Origin of the sequence: Micromonospora sp. NPDC005707 (assembly GCF_040631005.1) — a bacterium.
Lineage (GTDB): Bacteria > Actinomycetota > Actinomycetes > Mycobacteriales > Micromonosporaceae > Micromonospora.
The window spans coordinates 1-15,922 of sequence record NZ_JBEXYR010000022.1; the positions used below are offsets into that span (position 1 = coordinate 1).

The following is a 15,922-nucleotide window of genomic DNA, read 5'->3' on the forward strand; positions in this document are numbered from 1 at the left end:
GGACCGGTGGTGCGTGGTCCGGGGGATGTAACGGCCGGGGCCAGCGGATGATTCCCTGACTCGACCGGCGCGGGCCGGTGTTGCGTGGCCCGGGGGATGTAACGACCGGGGGCGCGGGGTGATTCCCTGCGGCTGACCCGGTGCGGTGGACCGGTGGTGCGTGGTCCGGGTGGTGTAACGACCGGCGGGGGCCGGTCATTCCGACCGCCTGCCTCACCTCAAGGGGCGGGTGCTGCGCGGTCTGCCATGTACAACGACCCCGCCCCCGCCATGATTCCGCCCCGGCGGTGGCGCCGACCACCCCCCACGACCCACCGAAACCGGACACCGCGGTCGCAATCAACAGCGCAAACCGGACAGGCGCCCCAGGGCGCGGCAGCCGGCGGCGCGGATCTTGGACAGTTGCCGTTCGCAGCGAACGACAACTGTCCAAGATCTGCAGGGCGGGGGCGAGCGGGGCGGGCCGGTGAGCCCCGTGAGCCCCCGTGAGCCCCATGAGCCCGGTGAGCCCGGTGAACACAGCGAGGTCGGCGAGGTCGGGGAGCTCGGCGAGATCGGCAACCCCGGACACTGGCGCGTTGATCAAGAGGTTTGTGTCGCATCCCGGCCGAAGACCGACGCAAACTCCTTGATCAACGCGGGCGGGGCGAGGCTTCCACGCAGCGGGTCGACGGGTCACCAGACGGCATGACGGACATCTCGGTGGATCGCGTCATGACCTCGCGGAATGAGCGCCGGTGAGGGGAACGTATGGGCGTCTCGGCAGACGCAAGACACCCATACCGGGCAACCGACGGCCGAGCCGCAGCCGGGGGCGACAGCGGCGTAGGGACGCGACGTGCCGAAGGGCCGGCAGGGGTCAGGCGCTGGGGGTGCGTTGGGCGCCTTCGTCGAGGGCGGCCAGGATCGCCTCGGCCGTCCGCTTCCCCACCCCCGGCACCTCGGTGATCTCCTCCACCGTCGCCGCAGACAGCCGCTTGAGCGAGCCGAAGTGCCGCAGCAGGGCCTTGCGGCGTACCTCGCCGAGGCCGGGGACGTTGTCCAGCGCGGACTCGGTCATCCGCTTGGAGCGCCGCTGGCGGTGGAACGTGATGGCGAAGCGGTGGGCCTCGTCGCGGACCCGCTGGAGCAGGTAGAGCGCCTCGGAGGTGCGCGGCAGGATGACCGGGAACTCGTCGTCGGGCAGCCAGACCTCCTCCAGCCGCTTGGCGAGCCCGCAGAGCGCCACGTCGTCGATGCCCAGTTCGGCGAGGGCCTGTGCGGCCGCCGCGACCTGCGGCGGGCCACCGTCGACGACGACCAGCTGCGGCGGGTACGCGAACCGGCGCGGCCGCCCGGTGGTCGGGTCGATGCCGGGCCGGTCCGGGTCGGAGGCGGTCTCCTCACCGATCTCGCCGGTCTCGGCTCGGGCGTCGAGGTAGCGGGCGAAGCGCCGGCGCAGCACCTCGGACATGGCGGACAGGTCGTCGGTGGCGCCCCGCACGATGAACCGGCGGTACTCGCTCTTGCGGGGCAGGCCGTCCTCGAAGACGACCATGCTGGCCACCACGTCGGTGCCCTGGATCTGGGAGACGTCGAAGCACTCGATGCGCAGCGGGGAGGTGCGCATGCCGAGCGATTCGGCGATCTCGTCGAGGGCCTGGCCGCGGGTGGTCAGGTCACCGGCCCGCTTGAGCTTGTGCCGGGCGAGCGCGTCCTTGGCGTTGCGCTCGACGGTCTCCAGCAGGGACCGCTTGTCGCCGCGCTGCGGCACCCGCAGCGACACCCGGCTGCCCCGCCGGGTGGAGAGCCAGTCGGCGAGCGCGTCGACGTCGCCGGGCAGCTCGGGGACGAGCAGCTCGCGCGGGACGTCGGCCTCGCCCTGCTCGCCGCCGTAGACCTGGGTGCAGAAGTGGTGCACCAGGTCGCCGGTGGTGAGGTCCTCGGTCTTCTCCACCACCCAGCCGCGCTGGCCGCGGACCCGGCCGTCGCGGACGTGGAAGACCTGGACCGCGGCTTCGAGGGGGTCGTCGGCGAAGGCCACCACGTCGGCGTCGGTGCCGTCGCCGAGCACCACGGTCTGCTTCTCCATGGCCCGGCGCAGGGCCGCCACGTCGTCCCGGAGCCGGGCGGCCCGCTCGAACTCGAGCTGCTCGCTGGCCTCCAGCATCTCCCTCTCGATCCGGCGGACCATGGTGTCGGTGCGGCCGGCCATGAAGTCGCAGAAGCCGTTGACGATGTCCCGGTGGCCCTCGGCGGTGACGCTGCCGACGCAGGGCGCCGAGCACTTGCCGATGTAGCCGAGCAGGCAGGGCCGGCCGACCTGGCCGGCCCGCTTGAACACCCCGGAGGAGCAGGTCCGCGCCGGGAAGACGCGCAGCAGCAGGTCCAGCGTCTCGCGGATGGCCCAGGCGTGCGAGTACGGCCCGAAGTAGCGCACCCCCTTGCGCTTGGCGCCACGCATCACCTGCAGGCGCGGGTATTCCTCGTCGAGGGTCACCGCCAGGTAGGGGTACGACTTGTCGTCGCGGTAGCGGACGTTGAACCTCGGGTCGTACTGCTTGATCCAGGTGTATTCCTGCTGGAGCGCCTCGACCTCGGTGGCGACGGTGATCCAGTCCACCGATTCGGCGGTGAAGACCATCTGCCGGGTGCGCTGGTGCAGGTTGACCGGGTCGGCGAAGTAGGAGTTGAGCCGGCTGCGCAGGTTGCGCGCCTTGCCGACATAGATCACCCGGCCGGTGCCGTCACGGAAGCGGTAGACCCCTGGCGACTCCGGGATGGTGCCAGGTGCGGGACGGTAGGTCGAGGGGTCAGCCACGCGCCAAGCCTAGTCCGCACCCCCGACACCCGGCCGTCGCCGCGCGTCCCCCGCCGGCGGGCGGCGGGCGGGGGACGCGCGGGACGGTCAGGCCAGGGTGATCTGCTCGCCGGTGACCTTGATGGTCTTCGGCGCGAGCGGCTTGGTGGCCGGGCCCTGCTTCACCGAGCCGTCGGTGATCGAGAACCGGCTGTTGTGGCAGGTGCAGTTGATGGTGCCGCCGTCGACGTTCGACACCGGGCAGCCCTGGTGGGTGCAGATCGGGTCGAAGGCCTTGAACTGGCCGGCCTCGGGCTGGGTGATCACGACGCCCTTGGTGGCGAAGACCGCGCCGCCGCCGACCGGGATGTCGGTGGTCCGGGCGAGCGGGCCGGTGCTGTCCCGGTCGCCGCCCTCGGCGTCGCCGGCGCCGGTGGCGCCCGGGCCGCCGCTGGTCGGGGCGGGGGCGCCCGAGCCGGTTTCGTCGCCGTCGCCACAGCCCGCCAGCACCACGGCCGCGCCGACCGCGCCGGCGCCCGCGAGCAGGGCGCGGCGCGTCTGCGTAGCCGGCCCGGTCAGCACCTGATCATCACTCATGTCCGGTTTTCCTCTCTGCTGTCGCCACCGTCATGATCCGTGGCCGCACTTCGGAACACGGACCAGGGTGCCGCACGGTTCATACTCACGCGTCACCAAACGGATATCTGAGCAGAGATCGGGCGGGCCGGTGACCCCCGGCCCGCCCGTCGTACGCCTGGTTCAGCGCGCCCCGGCCGGCACCTTGCGGGTGCGTGGCTTCGCCGCGCCGCCGTTGGCCTTGGCCGCCCGGGTGGTGGCCGCCTTGGCGCCCTTGGCCGCGCCGTCGAGCTTGAGGATCGGCCGCAGGAACTGGCCGGTGTGGCTCTCCGGCACCTCGGCGACCTCCTCGGGCGTGCCGGTGGCGAGCACCGTGCCGCCCCGGTGCCCGCCCTCCGGGCCCATGTCGATGATCCAGTCGGCGGACTTGATCACGTCGAGGTTGTGCTCGATCGTGATCACGGTGTTGCCCTTCTCGACCAGGCCCTCCAGCACCATGAGGAGCTTGCGGATGTCCTCGAAGTGCAGGCCGGTGGTGGGCTCGTCGAGCACGTAGACGGTCCGGCCGGTGGAGCGCTTCTGCAGCTCGGAGGCGAGCTTGACGCGCTGCGCCTCGCCGCCGGAGAGGGTCGGCGCGGGCTGGCCGAGGCGCACGTAGCCGAGGCCGACGTCGACCAGGGTCTTGAGGTGCCGGTGGATGGCCGGGATGGCGGAGAAGAACTCGGCCGCCTCCTCGATCGGCATGTCCAGGACCTCGGCGACCGTCCTGCCCTTGTAGTGCACCTCCAGGGTCTCCCGGTTGTAGCGGGCGCCCTTGCAGACCTCGCAGGGGACGTAGACGTCCGGGAGGAAGTTCATCTCGATCTTGATCGTGCCGTCGCCGGAACACGCCTCGCAGCGCCCACCCTTGACGTTGAACGAGAACCGGCCCGGCCCGTACCCCCGGACCTTGGCCTCGGTGGTCTCGGCGAAGAGCTTGCGGATGTGGTCCCAGACGCCGGTGTAGGTGGCCGGGTTGGAGCGCGGGGTGCGGCCGATCGGCGACTGGTCGACGCCGACGACCTTGTCGACGTGCTCCAGCCCGGTGATGCGGGTGTGCCGGCCGGGGACCAGCCGGGCGCCGTTGATCTGGTTGGCCAGCACCGCGTGCAGGATGTCGTTGACCAGCGTCGACTTGCCGGAGCCGCTGACCCCGGTGACCGCGATGAGCTGGCCGAGCGGGAAGCCCACGGTGAGGTTGCGCAGGTTGTGCTCGCGCGCCCCGTGCACGACCAGCTCGCGGCCCGGGGTCTGCGGCCGGCGGATGACCGGCGTCGGGATCGACTTCCGCCCCGACAGGTACGCCCCGGTGACCGACTCCTCGTTCTCCAGCAGGGCCGGCACGGACCCGCTGTGCACGATCTTGCCGCCGTGCTCGCCGGCGCCCGGGCCGATGTCGACGATCCAGTCGGCGACCCGGATGGTGTCCTCGTCGTGCTCGACCACGATCAGCGTGTTGCCGAGGCCGCGCAGCCGCAGCAGGGTCTCGATGAGCCGGTGGTTGTCCCGCTGGTGCAGGCCGATGGAGGGCTCGTCCAGCACGTAGAGCACGCCGACCAGGCCGGAGCCGATCTGGGTGGCGAGCCGGATGCGCTGCGCCTCGCCGCCGGACAGGGTGCCGGCCGGGCGGTCCAGGGAGAGGTAGTCGAGCCCGACGTCGAGCAGGAACTTCAGCCGGGCGTTGATCTCCTTGAGCACCCGCTCGGCGATCATCTTCTGCCGGTCGGTGAGCTCGATGCCGGCGAGCAGGTCGGCTGCCTCGCCGACGGAGAGGTTGCAGACCTCGGCGATGCTCTTGCCGGCCAGGGTGACCGCGAGCACCTCAGGCTTGAGGCGGGTGCCACCGCAGGCCGCGCAGGGCACGTCGCGCATGTAGCCCTCGTACTTGTCCCGCGACCACTCCGACTCGGTGTCGGTGTGCCGGCGCTCGATCCACTGCATCACACCCTCGAAGCCGGTGTAGTAGGAGCGCTCACGGCCGTACTTGTTGCGGTAGCGGACGTGCACCTGGTCGTCGGAGCCGTGCAGGATGGTCTTCTGCGCCCGGGACGGCAGCGCCCGCCACGGGGTGTCGACGTCGAAGTGCTGGGCCTCGCCGAGCGCCTCCAGCAGGCGCAGGAAGTATTCGAGGTTGTGCCCGGTCGCCCAGGGCTGGATGGCGCCCTCGCGCAGGGTGCGCTCCGGGTCCGGGATCACCAGCTCCGGGTCGACCTCCTTCTTGGTGCCCAGGCCGGTGCACTCCGGGCAGGCGCCGTAGGGCGCGTTGAAGGAGAAGACCCGGGGCTCCAGGTCCTCGATCGCCAGGGGGTGGTCGTTGGGGCAGGCCAGGTGCTCGGAGTAGCGCCGCTCCCGGGCCGGGTCGTCCTCGGCCAGGTCGACGAAGTCGAGCAGCACCAGGCCGCCGGAGAGCCCGAGCGCCGCCTCGACCGAGTCGGTCAGCCGCTGCTTGGCGCTGGGCTTGACGCTGAGGCGGTCGATGACCACCTCGATGGTGTGCTTCTCCTGCTTCTTGAGCTTCGGCGGCTCGGTGAGCGGGTGCACCACGCCGTCGACCCGGGCCCGGGCGTAGCCCTTGGCCTGGAGCTCGGCGAAGAGGTCCACGTATTCGCCCTTGCGGCCGCGCACGACCGGGGCGAGCACCATGAACCGGGTGCCCTCGGCCATGGCGAGGACCCGGTCGACGATCTGCTGCGGGCTCTGCTTCGAGATGCGCTCGCCGCAGATCGGGCAGTGCGGCTCGCCGATGCGGGCGAAGAGCAGGCGGAGGTAGTCGTAGACCTCGGTGATGGTGCCGACGGTGGAGCGCGGGTTGCGCGAGGTGGACTTCTGGTCGATGGAGACCGCGGGGCTGAGGCCCTCGATGAAGTCGACGTCGGGCTTGTCCATCTGGCCGAGGAACTGCCGGGCGTACGACGACAGCGACTCGACGTAGCGGCGCTGGCCCTCGGCGAAGATGGTGTCGAACGCCAGGCTCGACTTGCCCGAACCGGAGAGCCCGGTGAAGACGATCAGGGCGTCCCGGGGCAGGTCGAGACTGACGTCACGCAGGTTGTGCTCGCGCGCGCCACGGATGATCAGTCGGTCGGCCACGGTGCGTGTGCTCCCGGAAGAAGAATGTGAGGCGGATCTGTCCGCCCGACGCGGGGTCTGAGCGGTTTTCGAGGGTTGTCGAGGCGCAGGGAAGACGCCTCGGCAACTCTAGCCCCGAGGTATGACAACTTCCGTCGCGCGGACATTCCCCCAGCTCAGCGCGGTCGGGCGGACACCGACGCGGCCCGCCCGACCGCCCCGGCACGGTCTAGAGTCCCCCGGGTCCGGGCGGGGTCGCCGGACGCGCGGTCCGCCGCCGGCCGTTGCGCCAACTGCCCCGCCGCTCGGCGGCGAGCCGGACCTCCCGGCGCCGGCTCTCGTACGCCACCTCGCGCTGCAGCCGGCGCCAGTTCTCCCAGCGCCGGACGGGCAGCTCGCCGGTCTCCAGGGCCGCCCGCACCGCGCAGGCCGGCTCGGCCTCGTGGGCGCAGTCGCCGTACCGGCAGCCGGCGGCGAGCTCGGCGATGTCGGCGAACGCCCGGTCCAGGCCGGCCGAGCCGTCCAGCAGGCCCACGGCCCGCACGCCCGGGGTGTCCAGCACCGCTCCCCCGCCGGGGATCGGCACCAGCGCCCGCCAGGTGGTGGTGTGCCGGCCCTTGCCGTCGGACCGCCGGATCGCCTGTGTCCGCATCACGTCGGCCCCGGCCAGTGCGTTGACCAGGCTCGACTTGCCCGCGCCGGAGGGCCCGAGCAGGCCGAGGGTGCGCCCCGGCGCGACGTACCGGCGCAGCGGGTCCAGCCCGGTGCCGCGCTCGGCGCTGACCGGCAGCACCGGCACCCCGGGCGCCAGGGCGGCGAGCTGCCGGGCCACGGCCGCCGGGTCGCGGGCCAGGTCGGCCTTGGTGAGCACGACGAGCGGCTCGGCGCCGGATTCGTGCGCCAGGGAGAGCAGCCGCTCGATGCGGGCGGCGTCCGGCGCGGGGTGCACCGGCTCGACCACCGCGGCGGCGTCGAGGTTGGCGGCCAGCACCTGGCCGCTGGCGTCCTTGCCGGCGGTGCGCCGGATCAGCGCGGTGCGGCGGGGCAGCACCGTCTCCACGGTGACCGGCCCGTCCGGCCAGCTGGCCAGGAGCACCCAGTCGCCGGCGCAGGGCAGCGCGGTGAGGTCGCGGGCCGCGGCGGCCAGCAGGCCGCCGCCCAGGGTGGCCCGGACGGGCCCCTCCGGGCGGAGCACGGTGCAGACGCCGCGGTCGACGCGGGCCACCCGGCCCGGTCGGCGGTCAGTGCGTCGATTCAGGTACGCCGCCCGGTCGGCGTCCCAGCCGAGGGCGGTCAGGTCGATGGTCATGTGTCCTCATCGGTGTCGAGGGGGTTCGTGGCGGATCACGTGTGTTGCGACCGGCATGCTCACCACCACCCCCGCTCCGACTCCCGGTGCCGCGCCGACGACCACGTCCGCCCGGCGCGATCTGACGCCGCGCCGCGACCTGACGTCGTCGGCACCGACGGTAGGGGCCGCGCCGACTCGCCGAAAGCGATTTCCCCGGCGACGCGACGGCGGCGTACCGCTAGGGTCCAAGGCGTGACGAGCGATCCCCTCCTGCTGACCGGCGAGCTGGACGAGGCGACCGCCCGGCTGCTGCGCACCGTGGCGGCCCTGGGCGCCGACGACATGGCCGCGCCGTCCCTGCTGCCGGGCTGGACGCGCGGGCACGTCCTGACCCACCTGGCCCGCAACGCCGACGGCTTCGTCAACCTGCTGACCTCCGCCCGCACCGGCGAGGCGATCCCGATGTACGCCAGCCCCGAGGCCCGGTCGGCCGACATCGAGGCCGGCGCGGGCCGCGGGCCGGCCGACCTCATGGACGATCTGCGCCGCAGCTCGCAGCGGTTCACCGCGGCGGTCGCCGAGATGCCGGTGGAGGCGTGGGGCGCCACCGTGCAGACCCGGCGCGGCCCGTGGCCGGCGGCGATGCTGGTCTGGGGCCGGCTGCGGGAGGTCGAGGTGCACCACGTCGACCTGGGGGCCGGCTACCGGGCGGCCGACTGGCCGGACGCGTTCGCCCAGCGGCTGCTGCACGAGGTGGTGACCGGCCTCGCCGGCAACCCGCAGGCGCCGGCCATGGTGCTGCGCTTCGACGGCGTGCGCCAGGAACTCGTCGTGGGTGACCCCGAGGGGGCGCCCACCGTCACCGGCCCCGCGCCGGAACTCGCCGCCTGGCTGACCGGCCGCAGCGCGGGCGAGGTGCTCACCGTCACTCCCGACGGTCCCCTGCCGACTCCACCGGAATGGATCTGAACGCCGTCATGACCTACAGCGGAGACGTCACGCCCGGCGGTGCGCCGGCCGTGCGCGAGCTCGACCGGCTCACCATCACGAAGGTGTCGGTGGGCCCGATGGACAACAACGCCTACCTGCTGCGCTGCCGGGAGACCGGCGAGCAGGTGCTGATCGACGCCGCGAACGAGGCGCCCCGCCTGCTCGACCTGGTCGGTGCCGGCGGGCTGGCCGCGGTGGTCACCACCCACCGGCACATGGACCACTGGGTCGCCCTGGAGGAGGTGGTCGCCAAGACCGGCGCCCGCCCGCTGGTACACGCGGACGACGCCGAGGGGCTGCCGATCGACGCCGAGCCGCTGCGCGAGGGCGACACGGTCGGGGTGGGTGACTGCGCGCTGGAGGTGATCCACCTCAAGGGGCACACGCCGGGTTCGATCGCGCTGCTCTACCGCGACCCGTCCGGCGTGCCGCACCTGTTCACCGGGGACTCGCTCTTCCCCGGCGGGGTCGGCAACACCGAGCAGGATCCGGAGCGGTTCGGCCAGCTCATCGACGACGTGGAGCGGAAGCTCTTCGACCGGCTGCCGGACGAGACCTGGTTCTACCCGGGCCACGGCAAGGACAGCACTCTCGGCGCCGAGCGTCCGGCGCTGCCGCAGTGGCGGGCCCGCGGCTGGTGAGCGTGGCGGGCCGGCCCGGCCGGCCCGCTCAGCCGGCGTCCGCGGCGGTCACCGCGCGGAGCCGGTGCCGGGTGCCGAGCAGCACCGGGCCGGCGAGCAGCAGGCCGAACGCCATGGTGAGCACGGTCGGGTTGGGGGCGCCGGGCAGCAGCCCGGTCAGCGCCCGCGCCGTGATGCCCAGCGTCACGTAGAGGCCCGCCCAGAGCGTCGCGCCGACCGTCGCGCAGACCACGAACCTCCGGTAGGACATCCGCAGGCCCCCGGCGGCGAGGGGCAGCAGCGCGTTGAACACCGGCAGGAACGGCGCCACCAGCACCATCCGCCCGCCGCCGCGGCACAGCAGCGCCTCCGCCGCCGCCCAGCGCGGCTCGCCGATCCAGTCGCCCAGCCGGCTGTGCCGCAGCCGCTCGCCCCAGCGCCGCCCGGCCAGGAAGCTCAACGACCAGCCGGCCAGGCACCCGGCCACCACCGCCACGACGGTCGCCAGGCCGGTCGCCGGCCGGCCCGCGCCGACCGCGGCGAGGACCGCGGCGTCGCCGGGGACCAGCACCCCGAGCAGGGGTACGGCGTCGGCGAGCATCACCACGCCCAGCATCCCCATGAGGAGGGTGGTGGGCAGCTCCCCGACCTGGGCCAGCAGATCCGTCATGCTCCGTACGCTATGGCCCCGGGGCGACCCGGCACATCGGGTTTGATCCCCACCGGTCCCCCGAGTCCGGATCCGGATGATCCCTGAGGGGTCAGCGGGGGCGGAGCACCTGGACCCGGCGGACCGGGGAGTCGACCGAGGGCTCGGTGACGGGCACCGGGTAGGCCGCCACGAGCTCCAACCGGTCCGGCGGCAGGTGTCCCCGGTCCGGGTCGCCGACCAGCACCTGGACGCCCCGGTCGGCGGCCCGTTGCAGGTAGGGCAGCACCCGCGAGGCCAGCGCGGCGTCGTAGAGGACGTCGCCGGCCAGCACGAGGTCGGCGCTGGCGGTGCCGTCGAGCAGGTCGTCCCCGGTGGCGGCCACGGCCACCCGGTTGGCCCGGGCGTTCACCGTCACGGCCGCCACCGCCCAGGGGTCGACGTCGTTGGCGACCACCCGGTCGGCGCCGGCGAGCGCGGCGGCGATGGCGACCAGCCCGGATCCGGCGGCCAGGTCGAGCACCCGCCGCCCGGCGGCCAGGTCGGGGTGGTCGAGCAGGTGCCGGGCGAGCGCCTGCCCGCCGGCCCACACGGAGGCCCAGTAGGGGGGCGGCAGCGACCGGCCGGCGGCCGCCTCCATCCGGGCCCACCAGAGGATCGCGTCCTCGGCGAGGTGCAGGCGCACTTCCGGCACGAACGGCGCGTCGACCAGCCGGAGCCGGTCCAGGCCGTCGCCGGGCGCCGCGATCTCCCGTTCCAGGTCGGCCAGCGGCGTCGGTGTCCTCACCGGGGCAAGCATGCCCCCCGCCGCCCCGGGCCGGGGGGATTTTCTCGCTGGCGGCGTAATCGTGGGCCACGCCGACACTTCCGCCAGCGGATCGCGGTTCGGGCGGTTAAGGTCGGGAAGGTACAGGGCGATCACCGGCGGCGACCGGTGCTCACCCGCATTGAACAGGGAGAGACGCATGGCAACCGGCACGGTCAAGTGGTTCAACTCGGAAAAGGGCTTCGGCTTCATCGAGCAGGACGGCGGAGGTCCGGACGTGTTCGTCCACTACTCGGCCATTCAATCCGGCGGCTACCGCGAGCTGAACGAGGGCCAGAAGGTCGAGTTCGAGGTGACCCAGGGGCAGAAGGGCCCGCAGGCGGACAACGTCCGCCCGATGTAGCTTCGTGCCGGTGGCGGCGGTCGGTTGTCCGACCGCCGCCGCAGGGCATCTTCAGGCCGGTGCCGCCGGCAGGTCACGGTGCCGCCGCAGCGGCCCGGCCAGCAGGATGAGCGGCGTCAGCGCGAGCCACGCCGTCATCACCCGGATCGCCCCGGCCGGGCCCCACGCGGCGCCCAGCGCGCCGGCCAGCAGGGCGGCGAGCGGGATGGTGCCGTAGTTCAGCAGCTGCATGCTCACGGTCACCCGCCCGAGCAGCCCGTGCGGCGTGTACGTCTGCCGGAAGCTGCCCTTCACCACGTTGCCCACCGCGACGCCCAGGCTGACGAGCGCGCCGCCCAGCACCAGCCAGCCCACCCGGCCGCCGGGGCCGGCCAGTGGAATGAGCAGCGCGGGCGGTCCGGTGAGCGCGCCCGCGACGAGCAGGGCGCGGGCCGAGCCGAGCCGCCGCGCGAGCCCGGTGGCCAGGGCGGCGCCGACGAGCCCGCCCACGCTGGCCAGTCCGATGAGGAGCCCGACCAGGCCGGCGGGCAGCTCGGCGGAGCGGACCAGGAAGACCACCAGCAGCGCCTGGTAGCCGGTGAGCCCGATGTTGCTGGCCGCGCCGAAGACCGTCAGCACCCGCAGGTACGGGTCGCGGACCACGAAGCGCAGCCCGTCGGCCACCTCCCGGCGCAGCGAGGACGACCCGGCGGGGCGGTCCGGGCGGGGCTCGACGGCCCGGATGCGGCTCAGGCACGCGGCGGAGACCAGGAAGCTGACCGCGTCGAGCAGGACCGCGGTCACCGCGCCGGCGAGCTGGGCGATCAGGCCGGCCAGTCCGGGGCCGACGAGATAGCTCGCGGTCTGCGTGGCGTGCAGCTTGGCGTTGCCCTCGGGCACCTGCTCGGGGCGCAGGAGGGTGGGCAGGTAGACCTGGTCGGCGGTCTCGAAGAACACCCGGGCCAGGCCGGCGCCGAGGGCGACGGCCAGGAGCTGGCCGACGGTGAGCAGGTCGAGCAGGGCGGCCAGCGGGACGCTGGCGAACAGCGCCGCCGAGACCAGGTCGGCGGCGATCATCACGGGACGCCGGCGGACCCGGTCGACCCAGGCGCCGGCGGGGAGACCGGCCAGCAGCCAGGGCAGCCAGGCCGCCGCCGTGAGGACCGCCACCTGGAACGTGGTCGCGTCGAGCACGGCCACGGCGACCAGGGGCAGGGCCACGGCGGTCACGTTGCTGCCCACGGCGCTGACGGTCTGCCCGGCCCAGAGCAGCCGGAAGTCGCGGTGCCGGAGCAGGCCGCCGCGCGGCCGGGGGGCGATGTCCGGCGCGGTCACGCCTGCCGGGGCGGTCACGGCTGGCCCGGGACGCCGTGCGCGAACAGGAAGACGGGCTCGCGCCGCTGCCCGTCGTCGGGGACGGGACGGTCGGCCCAGCGGTCGAGGAGGTCGATGACCTCGCGGCTGAGCTGGGCCAGCTCCGCGGGGGTCAGGCGCAGCCACTTGTCGGTGCTGAACGGGCCGTCGCCCCAGGCGGCGTGGGCCTCGTCGGGGGCGGCGTGCCAGGCCCGGACAAGGGCGACGTGCCGGTCGAGGTTCAGCGAGCTGGCCGCGTCGGCCACCGCCCGGTCGGCGGGGTCGGCCTCGAAGTCGGCGTTGGACCAGCGCACCGCGCGGTCGCGGAGCCGCCACCAGCGTTCCCGGCGGTCCCGGGCCAGTTCGGGCGCCTCCCGCAGCAGGTCGGCGGCGGCCAGCACCTTGAGGTGGTGGCTGACGTTGGCCGGCGCCTGGGCGGTGCGCTCGGCGAGCTGGCCGACGGTGCACGGGCCGTACACCTTGAGGACGTCCATGAGGCGGCGCCGCAGCGGGTGAGCGAGCGCGGCGAGGACGCGGGAGTCGGTGACCTGCCGGACGGTGGGCTTCTCCATGCGGACAGCCTGACATCCGCAAGAGCTATTGCGCAACATCTGTTGCCAAACCTTCGGACGGAGCCCGGGGCCGCGGCGCGGCACTCGCCGCGGGGCCGGGCCCGATCAGGCGGTCAGCCGCCGGGACAACTCGTCGGCGACGTCGCGGGCGATCTGCGGCGGGATCGCCTCGGCGATCTTCTCCGGCGGCAACCCGGCGAGGACCCCGGTGACGATCTGCTGCTCGTCGGTGAAGTCCCGGTTGGACAGCGCGTCCACCTGGGCCACGAGCGCCGGCCAGGCCCGCGCCATGGCCAGCATCTGCTGCAGCGGCGAGTTCGCCTGGGGCGGGGTGATCAGGCCCGCGGTGTTGACCGGCGAGACGAGCCAGTTGCGCAGGTTCTCCAGGTCGGCCAGGACGTCGCCGACCGTTCGGTTCGGGTTTCCGGTGCTTCTGGTGAGCTTGTCGGTCAACTCCATGTCGGTCTCCGGTTTCGGTGGGGCGATCAGGCCGATCGCGGTCAGGTAGCGCCGGAACAGCGGGGTCTGGTCCCGGTTCGCCTTGGTCGAGTCGCGGAAGAAGCTGACGTGGGTGTGGAACAGGTGGCTGTCGTCCCCGCTGGTGCGCTTGCCCAGCCGGTCCCACCGCTTCACGGTCCTGCCGTCCGGGGAGTAGATGATCTCCCGGATGTCCCTGGCGTCCGTGGCGCCCGCGGCGCACTGCGACACCAGCCAGGTGGAGAAGGTACGCAGGTTGTGCGTGGCGCCGCCGGACGTGACCGAGAACGCCCCGACGTCCAGCGCGGACGCGTGCAGGGTCAGTCCGGAGGAGTCCCGGGTGGACTCCACCACCGAGTAGTCCCTGGGCACCACCCGGTCGGATCCGCAGTGGTAACCACCCCGGTGGTTGGGATCGCCCACGATGCCGACCTCGGCCGGCTCCAGGTCCTGACTCCGTACGGCGTTCTTGTCGACGTTGAGATGGGTGAGCAACAGGTTGCGGACGGCTAACAGGTTCGCCGGAGCCGACGTCATGGGATCTCCCCTCCGGATCGCTGACCGGCAGGGCACGACGATCACTGCGCGTGAAGGCGCACGATCCGGGGACGCGCCCCGCCGGGTGACTGCACGGCACCGGGCACTTGCACCGAGGATATCCACACTGGGCGGTAAATGCCCAGCTCAGAGCACCATATGGAACTATGGGCCGACCGTGGGCGGCGCCGGAACCACCGGCAGCACCAGGGCCGAAGGATGCTCGGGATCGTGCAGGACTTCCCGCCAGCCAGCACGAAGAGTGACGGCGGTGCCGAGCGGCTCACCGGTGCCGGGGTTGCGGGCGTAGCGCGGGTGGGCGCCGCCGGAGACCTGGACGCGGAGCCGGTGCCCGGGCGCGAAGCGGTGCGCGGCCGGCCAGAGGGTGACCGGCACCCGGACCACACCGGACGCGTCGCGCGGGAAGCGTCCGGGCTCGACCCGGACCAGCCCGTCGCAGACGTTCCAGGACCGCCCCCGCCGGTCGACGTCGCAGAGCCGGACGAAGACGTCCAGGTAGGACAGCTCGCTGCGGACGTGGATCTCGGCGTGCACCGGGCCGACCACCTCGACCGGCCCGTCCAGCGGCGCGCTGGTGTACGTCAGCACGTCGGGCCGGGACTCCACCGGCCGGTTGTCCACCGCGCCGGCCCGCTGGGCGACCAGCAGCGGGCCGCCCAGCGACGGCGTGGGGTCGGCCGGGTCGTAAAAGACCCGGTCGGGTGCGGAGCCGGCCGGCGGCGCGGGGGCCAGCGTGCGGCCGGCGTGCAGGTGCCAGCGGGTCGGCTCGGCCGGTGGGGGCCAGTCGGGCAGGTCACGCCAGCCGCCGCCGGCACCGCCGAGGTGCACCCGGACCGGCGCGCGGCCCGGCGCCGGCCGCCCGGCCAGGTGCTCGTCGAGCCAGTCGAGCCCCTCGCGCAGGGCCGCCACGAGAAGCCCGGGGCTGCCGTGGGTCCACGGGCCGATGGTCAGCCGGGGGCGGGCGCCGGCCGCCCGGAGCCGGGCGTAGTCGTCGAGCTGGGCGGGGAGGAAGATGTCCTGCCAGCCGCTCACCATCGCCACCGGCGCGCGAACCTCGGCGATACGGTCGCCGAAGATGCGGGTCCGCCAGTAGTCGGCGTCCGGCGTGTGGTGGCGCAGCCACTCCTGGAAGAACGGCACGGTCACCCCGGTGGCGACCCGGTCGGCCTCGGCCAGCGGCAGGTGGGCCAGCGCCCGGGTGAGGCGGGGCTGCCCGCGCTTGAGCTCCCACTGCCGGGCCAGCCAGGGCACGGTCTGCGCCTGGAGCAGCTCCGCCCAGGTGAGCACCGTGTCCAGCGCGAACGACTCGCCCGCGTACGTCGAGTCGCGGGTGGCCGAGGCCGTGACCACGGCGACCATCGCGCGCAGCTCGTCGGCCGCCTCGGCGGCGAGCGCCCACTGCACGAACCCCTGGTAGCTGGCGCCGAACATGCCGAAGGCGCCGGTCCACCAGGGCTGCCGGCGCAGCCAGTCGAGGGTGTCCAGGCCGTCGTCGCGCTCGTGCACCAGCGGGGCGAACTCCCCGCCGGAGCCGTACGTGCCCCGGCAGGACTGGATCACCACGTGGTAGCCGCGCTCGGCCACGAGGCGGCCGAGCAGCCGGACGGGACCACCCCGCCCGTACGGGGTGCGGATCAGCACGCAGGCCGCCCCGGGCAGGTCCGGGGCGTAGTGGTCGGTGCGCAGCGTCACCCCGTCGCGGACCCGGACCGGGAGGTCCCGGGTGACCGTGATCCGCCGGGTCCGGGCGGCGGGCAGCCGCAGCGCCGCCGCGGCGAGCCGGGTGACGAGGCCCTGCACG

The 15,922-nt window shown here is 73.8% G+C and carries 13 protein-coding genes; 3 read left to right on the forward strand and 10 right to left on the reverse strand.

The genetic code is table 11. The features are described from left to right. Nucleotides 1–859: 859 nt before the first annotated feature. The 4 genes from uvrC to rsgA all read right to left on the reverse strand — a co-directional run bounded on the left by uvrC (nt 860) and on the right by rsgA (nt 7,772). Entirely contained in the window at nt 860–2,800 is a 1,941-nt protein-coding gene (gene uvrC, locus ABZ452_RS29805) for an excinuclease ABC subunit UvrC (protein WP_357949927.1), read from the reverse strand. A gap of 87 nt (nt 2,801–2,887) precedes the next feature. Next, the gene (locus tag ABZ452_RS29810; RefSeq protein ID WP_357949930.1) at nt 2,888–3,376 is read right to left on the reverse strand and encodes a Rieske (2Fe-2S) protein; all 489 of its coding nucleotides are present in this window, start codon (nt 3,374–3,376) and stop codon (nt 2,888–2,890) included. Between the two features lie 162 nt (nt 3,377–3,538). Beyond that, a complete protein-coding gene (gene uvrA / locus ABZ452_RS29815; protein ID WP_357949933.1) occupies nt 3,539–6,484 on the reverse strand; it encodes an excinuclease ABC subunit UvrA in 2,946 nt (981 codons plus the stop codon). A gap of 208 nt (nt 6,485–6,692) precedes the next feature. Next, nucleotides 6,693–7,772 carry a ribosome small subunit-dependent GTPase A gene (gene rsgA / locus ABZ452_RS29820; protein WP_357949936.1) on the reverse strand — a complete coding sequence of 360 codons (1,080 nt, stop codon included), beginning with the start codon at nt 7,770–7,772 and terminating at the stop codon, nt 6,693–6,695. A 234-nt stretch (nt 7,773–8,006) separates the two neighbouring features. Here rsgA and ABZ452_RS29825 point away from each other — a divergent pair, with 234 nt between their 5' ends. After that, on the forward strand, nt 8,007–8,723 hold the full coding sequence (locus ABZ452_RS29825) for a maleylpyruvate isomerase family mycothiol-dependent enzyme (protein ID WP_357949939.1): 717 nt from the start codon (nt 8,007–8,009) through the stop codon (nt 8,721–8,723). Nucleotides 8,724–8,731: 8 nt separating this feature from the next. Further along, nucleotides 8,732–9,385, forward strand: a complete 654-nt coding sequence (locus ABZ452_RS29830; protein WP_357949942.1) for an MBL fold metallo-hydrolase — start codon at nt 8,732–8,734, stop codon at nt 9,383–9,385. Between the two features lie 28 nt (nt 9,386–9,413). Here the strand turns inward: ABZ452_RS29830 and ABZ452_RS29835 are convergent, their stop codons facing one another. Continuing rightward, nucleotides 9,414–10,034, reverse strand: a complete 621-nt coding sequence (locus tag ABZ452_RS29835) for a VTT domain-containing protein (protein WP_357949945.1) — start codon at nt 10,032–10,034, stop codon at nt 9,414–9,416. 91 nt (nt 10,035–10,125) lie between these two features. Further along, entirely contained in the window at nt 10,126–10,812 is a 687-nt protein-coding gene (locus ABZ452_RS29840) for a 50S ribosomal protein L11 methyltransferase (protein ID WP_357949947.1), read from the reverse strand. A gap of 166 nt (nt 10,813–10,978) precedes the next feature. Here ABZ452_RS29840 and ABZ452_RS29845 point away from each other — a divergent pair, with 166 nt between their 5' ends. Continuing rightward, the gene (locus ABZ452_RS29845; protein WP_091059998.1) at nt 10,979–11,182 is read left to right on the forward strand and encodes a cold-shock protein; all 204 of its coding nucleotides are present in this window, start codon (nt 10,979–10,981) and stop codon (nt 11,180–11,182) included. Between the two features lie 51 nt (nt 11,183–11,233). On the opposite strand, the gene ABZ452_RS29850 is transcribed toward ABZ452_RS29845, so the two are convergent. From ABZ452_RS29850 to ABZ452_RS29865, 4 genes are all read right to left on the reverse strand, one after another. Beyond that, entirely contained in the window at nt 11,234–12,514 is a 1,281-nt protein-coding gene (locus ABZ452_RS29850) for an MFS transporter (RefSeq protein ID WP_357949951.1), read from the reverse strand. Further along, nucleotides 12,511–13,086, reverse strand: a complete 576-nt coding sequence (locus ABZ452_RS29855) for a metalloregulator ArsR/SmtB family transcription factor (protein WP_357949954.1) — start codon at nt 13,084–13,086, stop codon at nt 12,511–12,513. The genes ABZ452_RS29850 and ABZ452_RS29855 overlap by 4 nt, the downstream gene beginning before the upstream one ends. A 105-nt stretch (nt 13,087–13,191) precedes the next feature. Next, on the reverse strand, nt 13,192–14,100 hold the full coding sequence (locus ABZ452_RS29860; RefSeq protein WP_357949957.1) for a hypothetical protein: 909 nt from the start codon (nt 14,098–14,100) through the stop codon (nt 13,192–13,194). 165 nt (nt 14,101–14,265) lie between these two features. Further along, a complete protein-coding gene (locus tag ABZ452_RS29865) occupies nt 14,266–15,921 on the reverse strand; it encodes a CocE/NonD family hydrolase (protein WP_357949960.1) in 1,656 nt (551 codons plus the stop codon). Nucleotide 15,922: the final 1 nt, after the last annotated feature.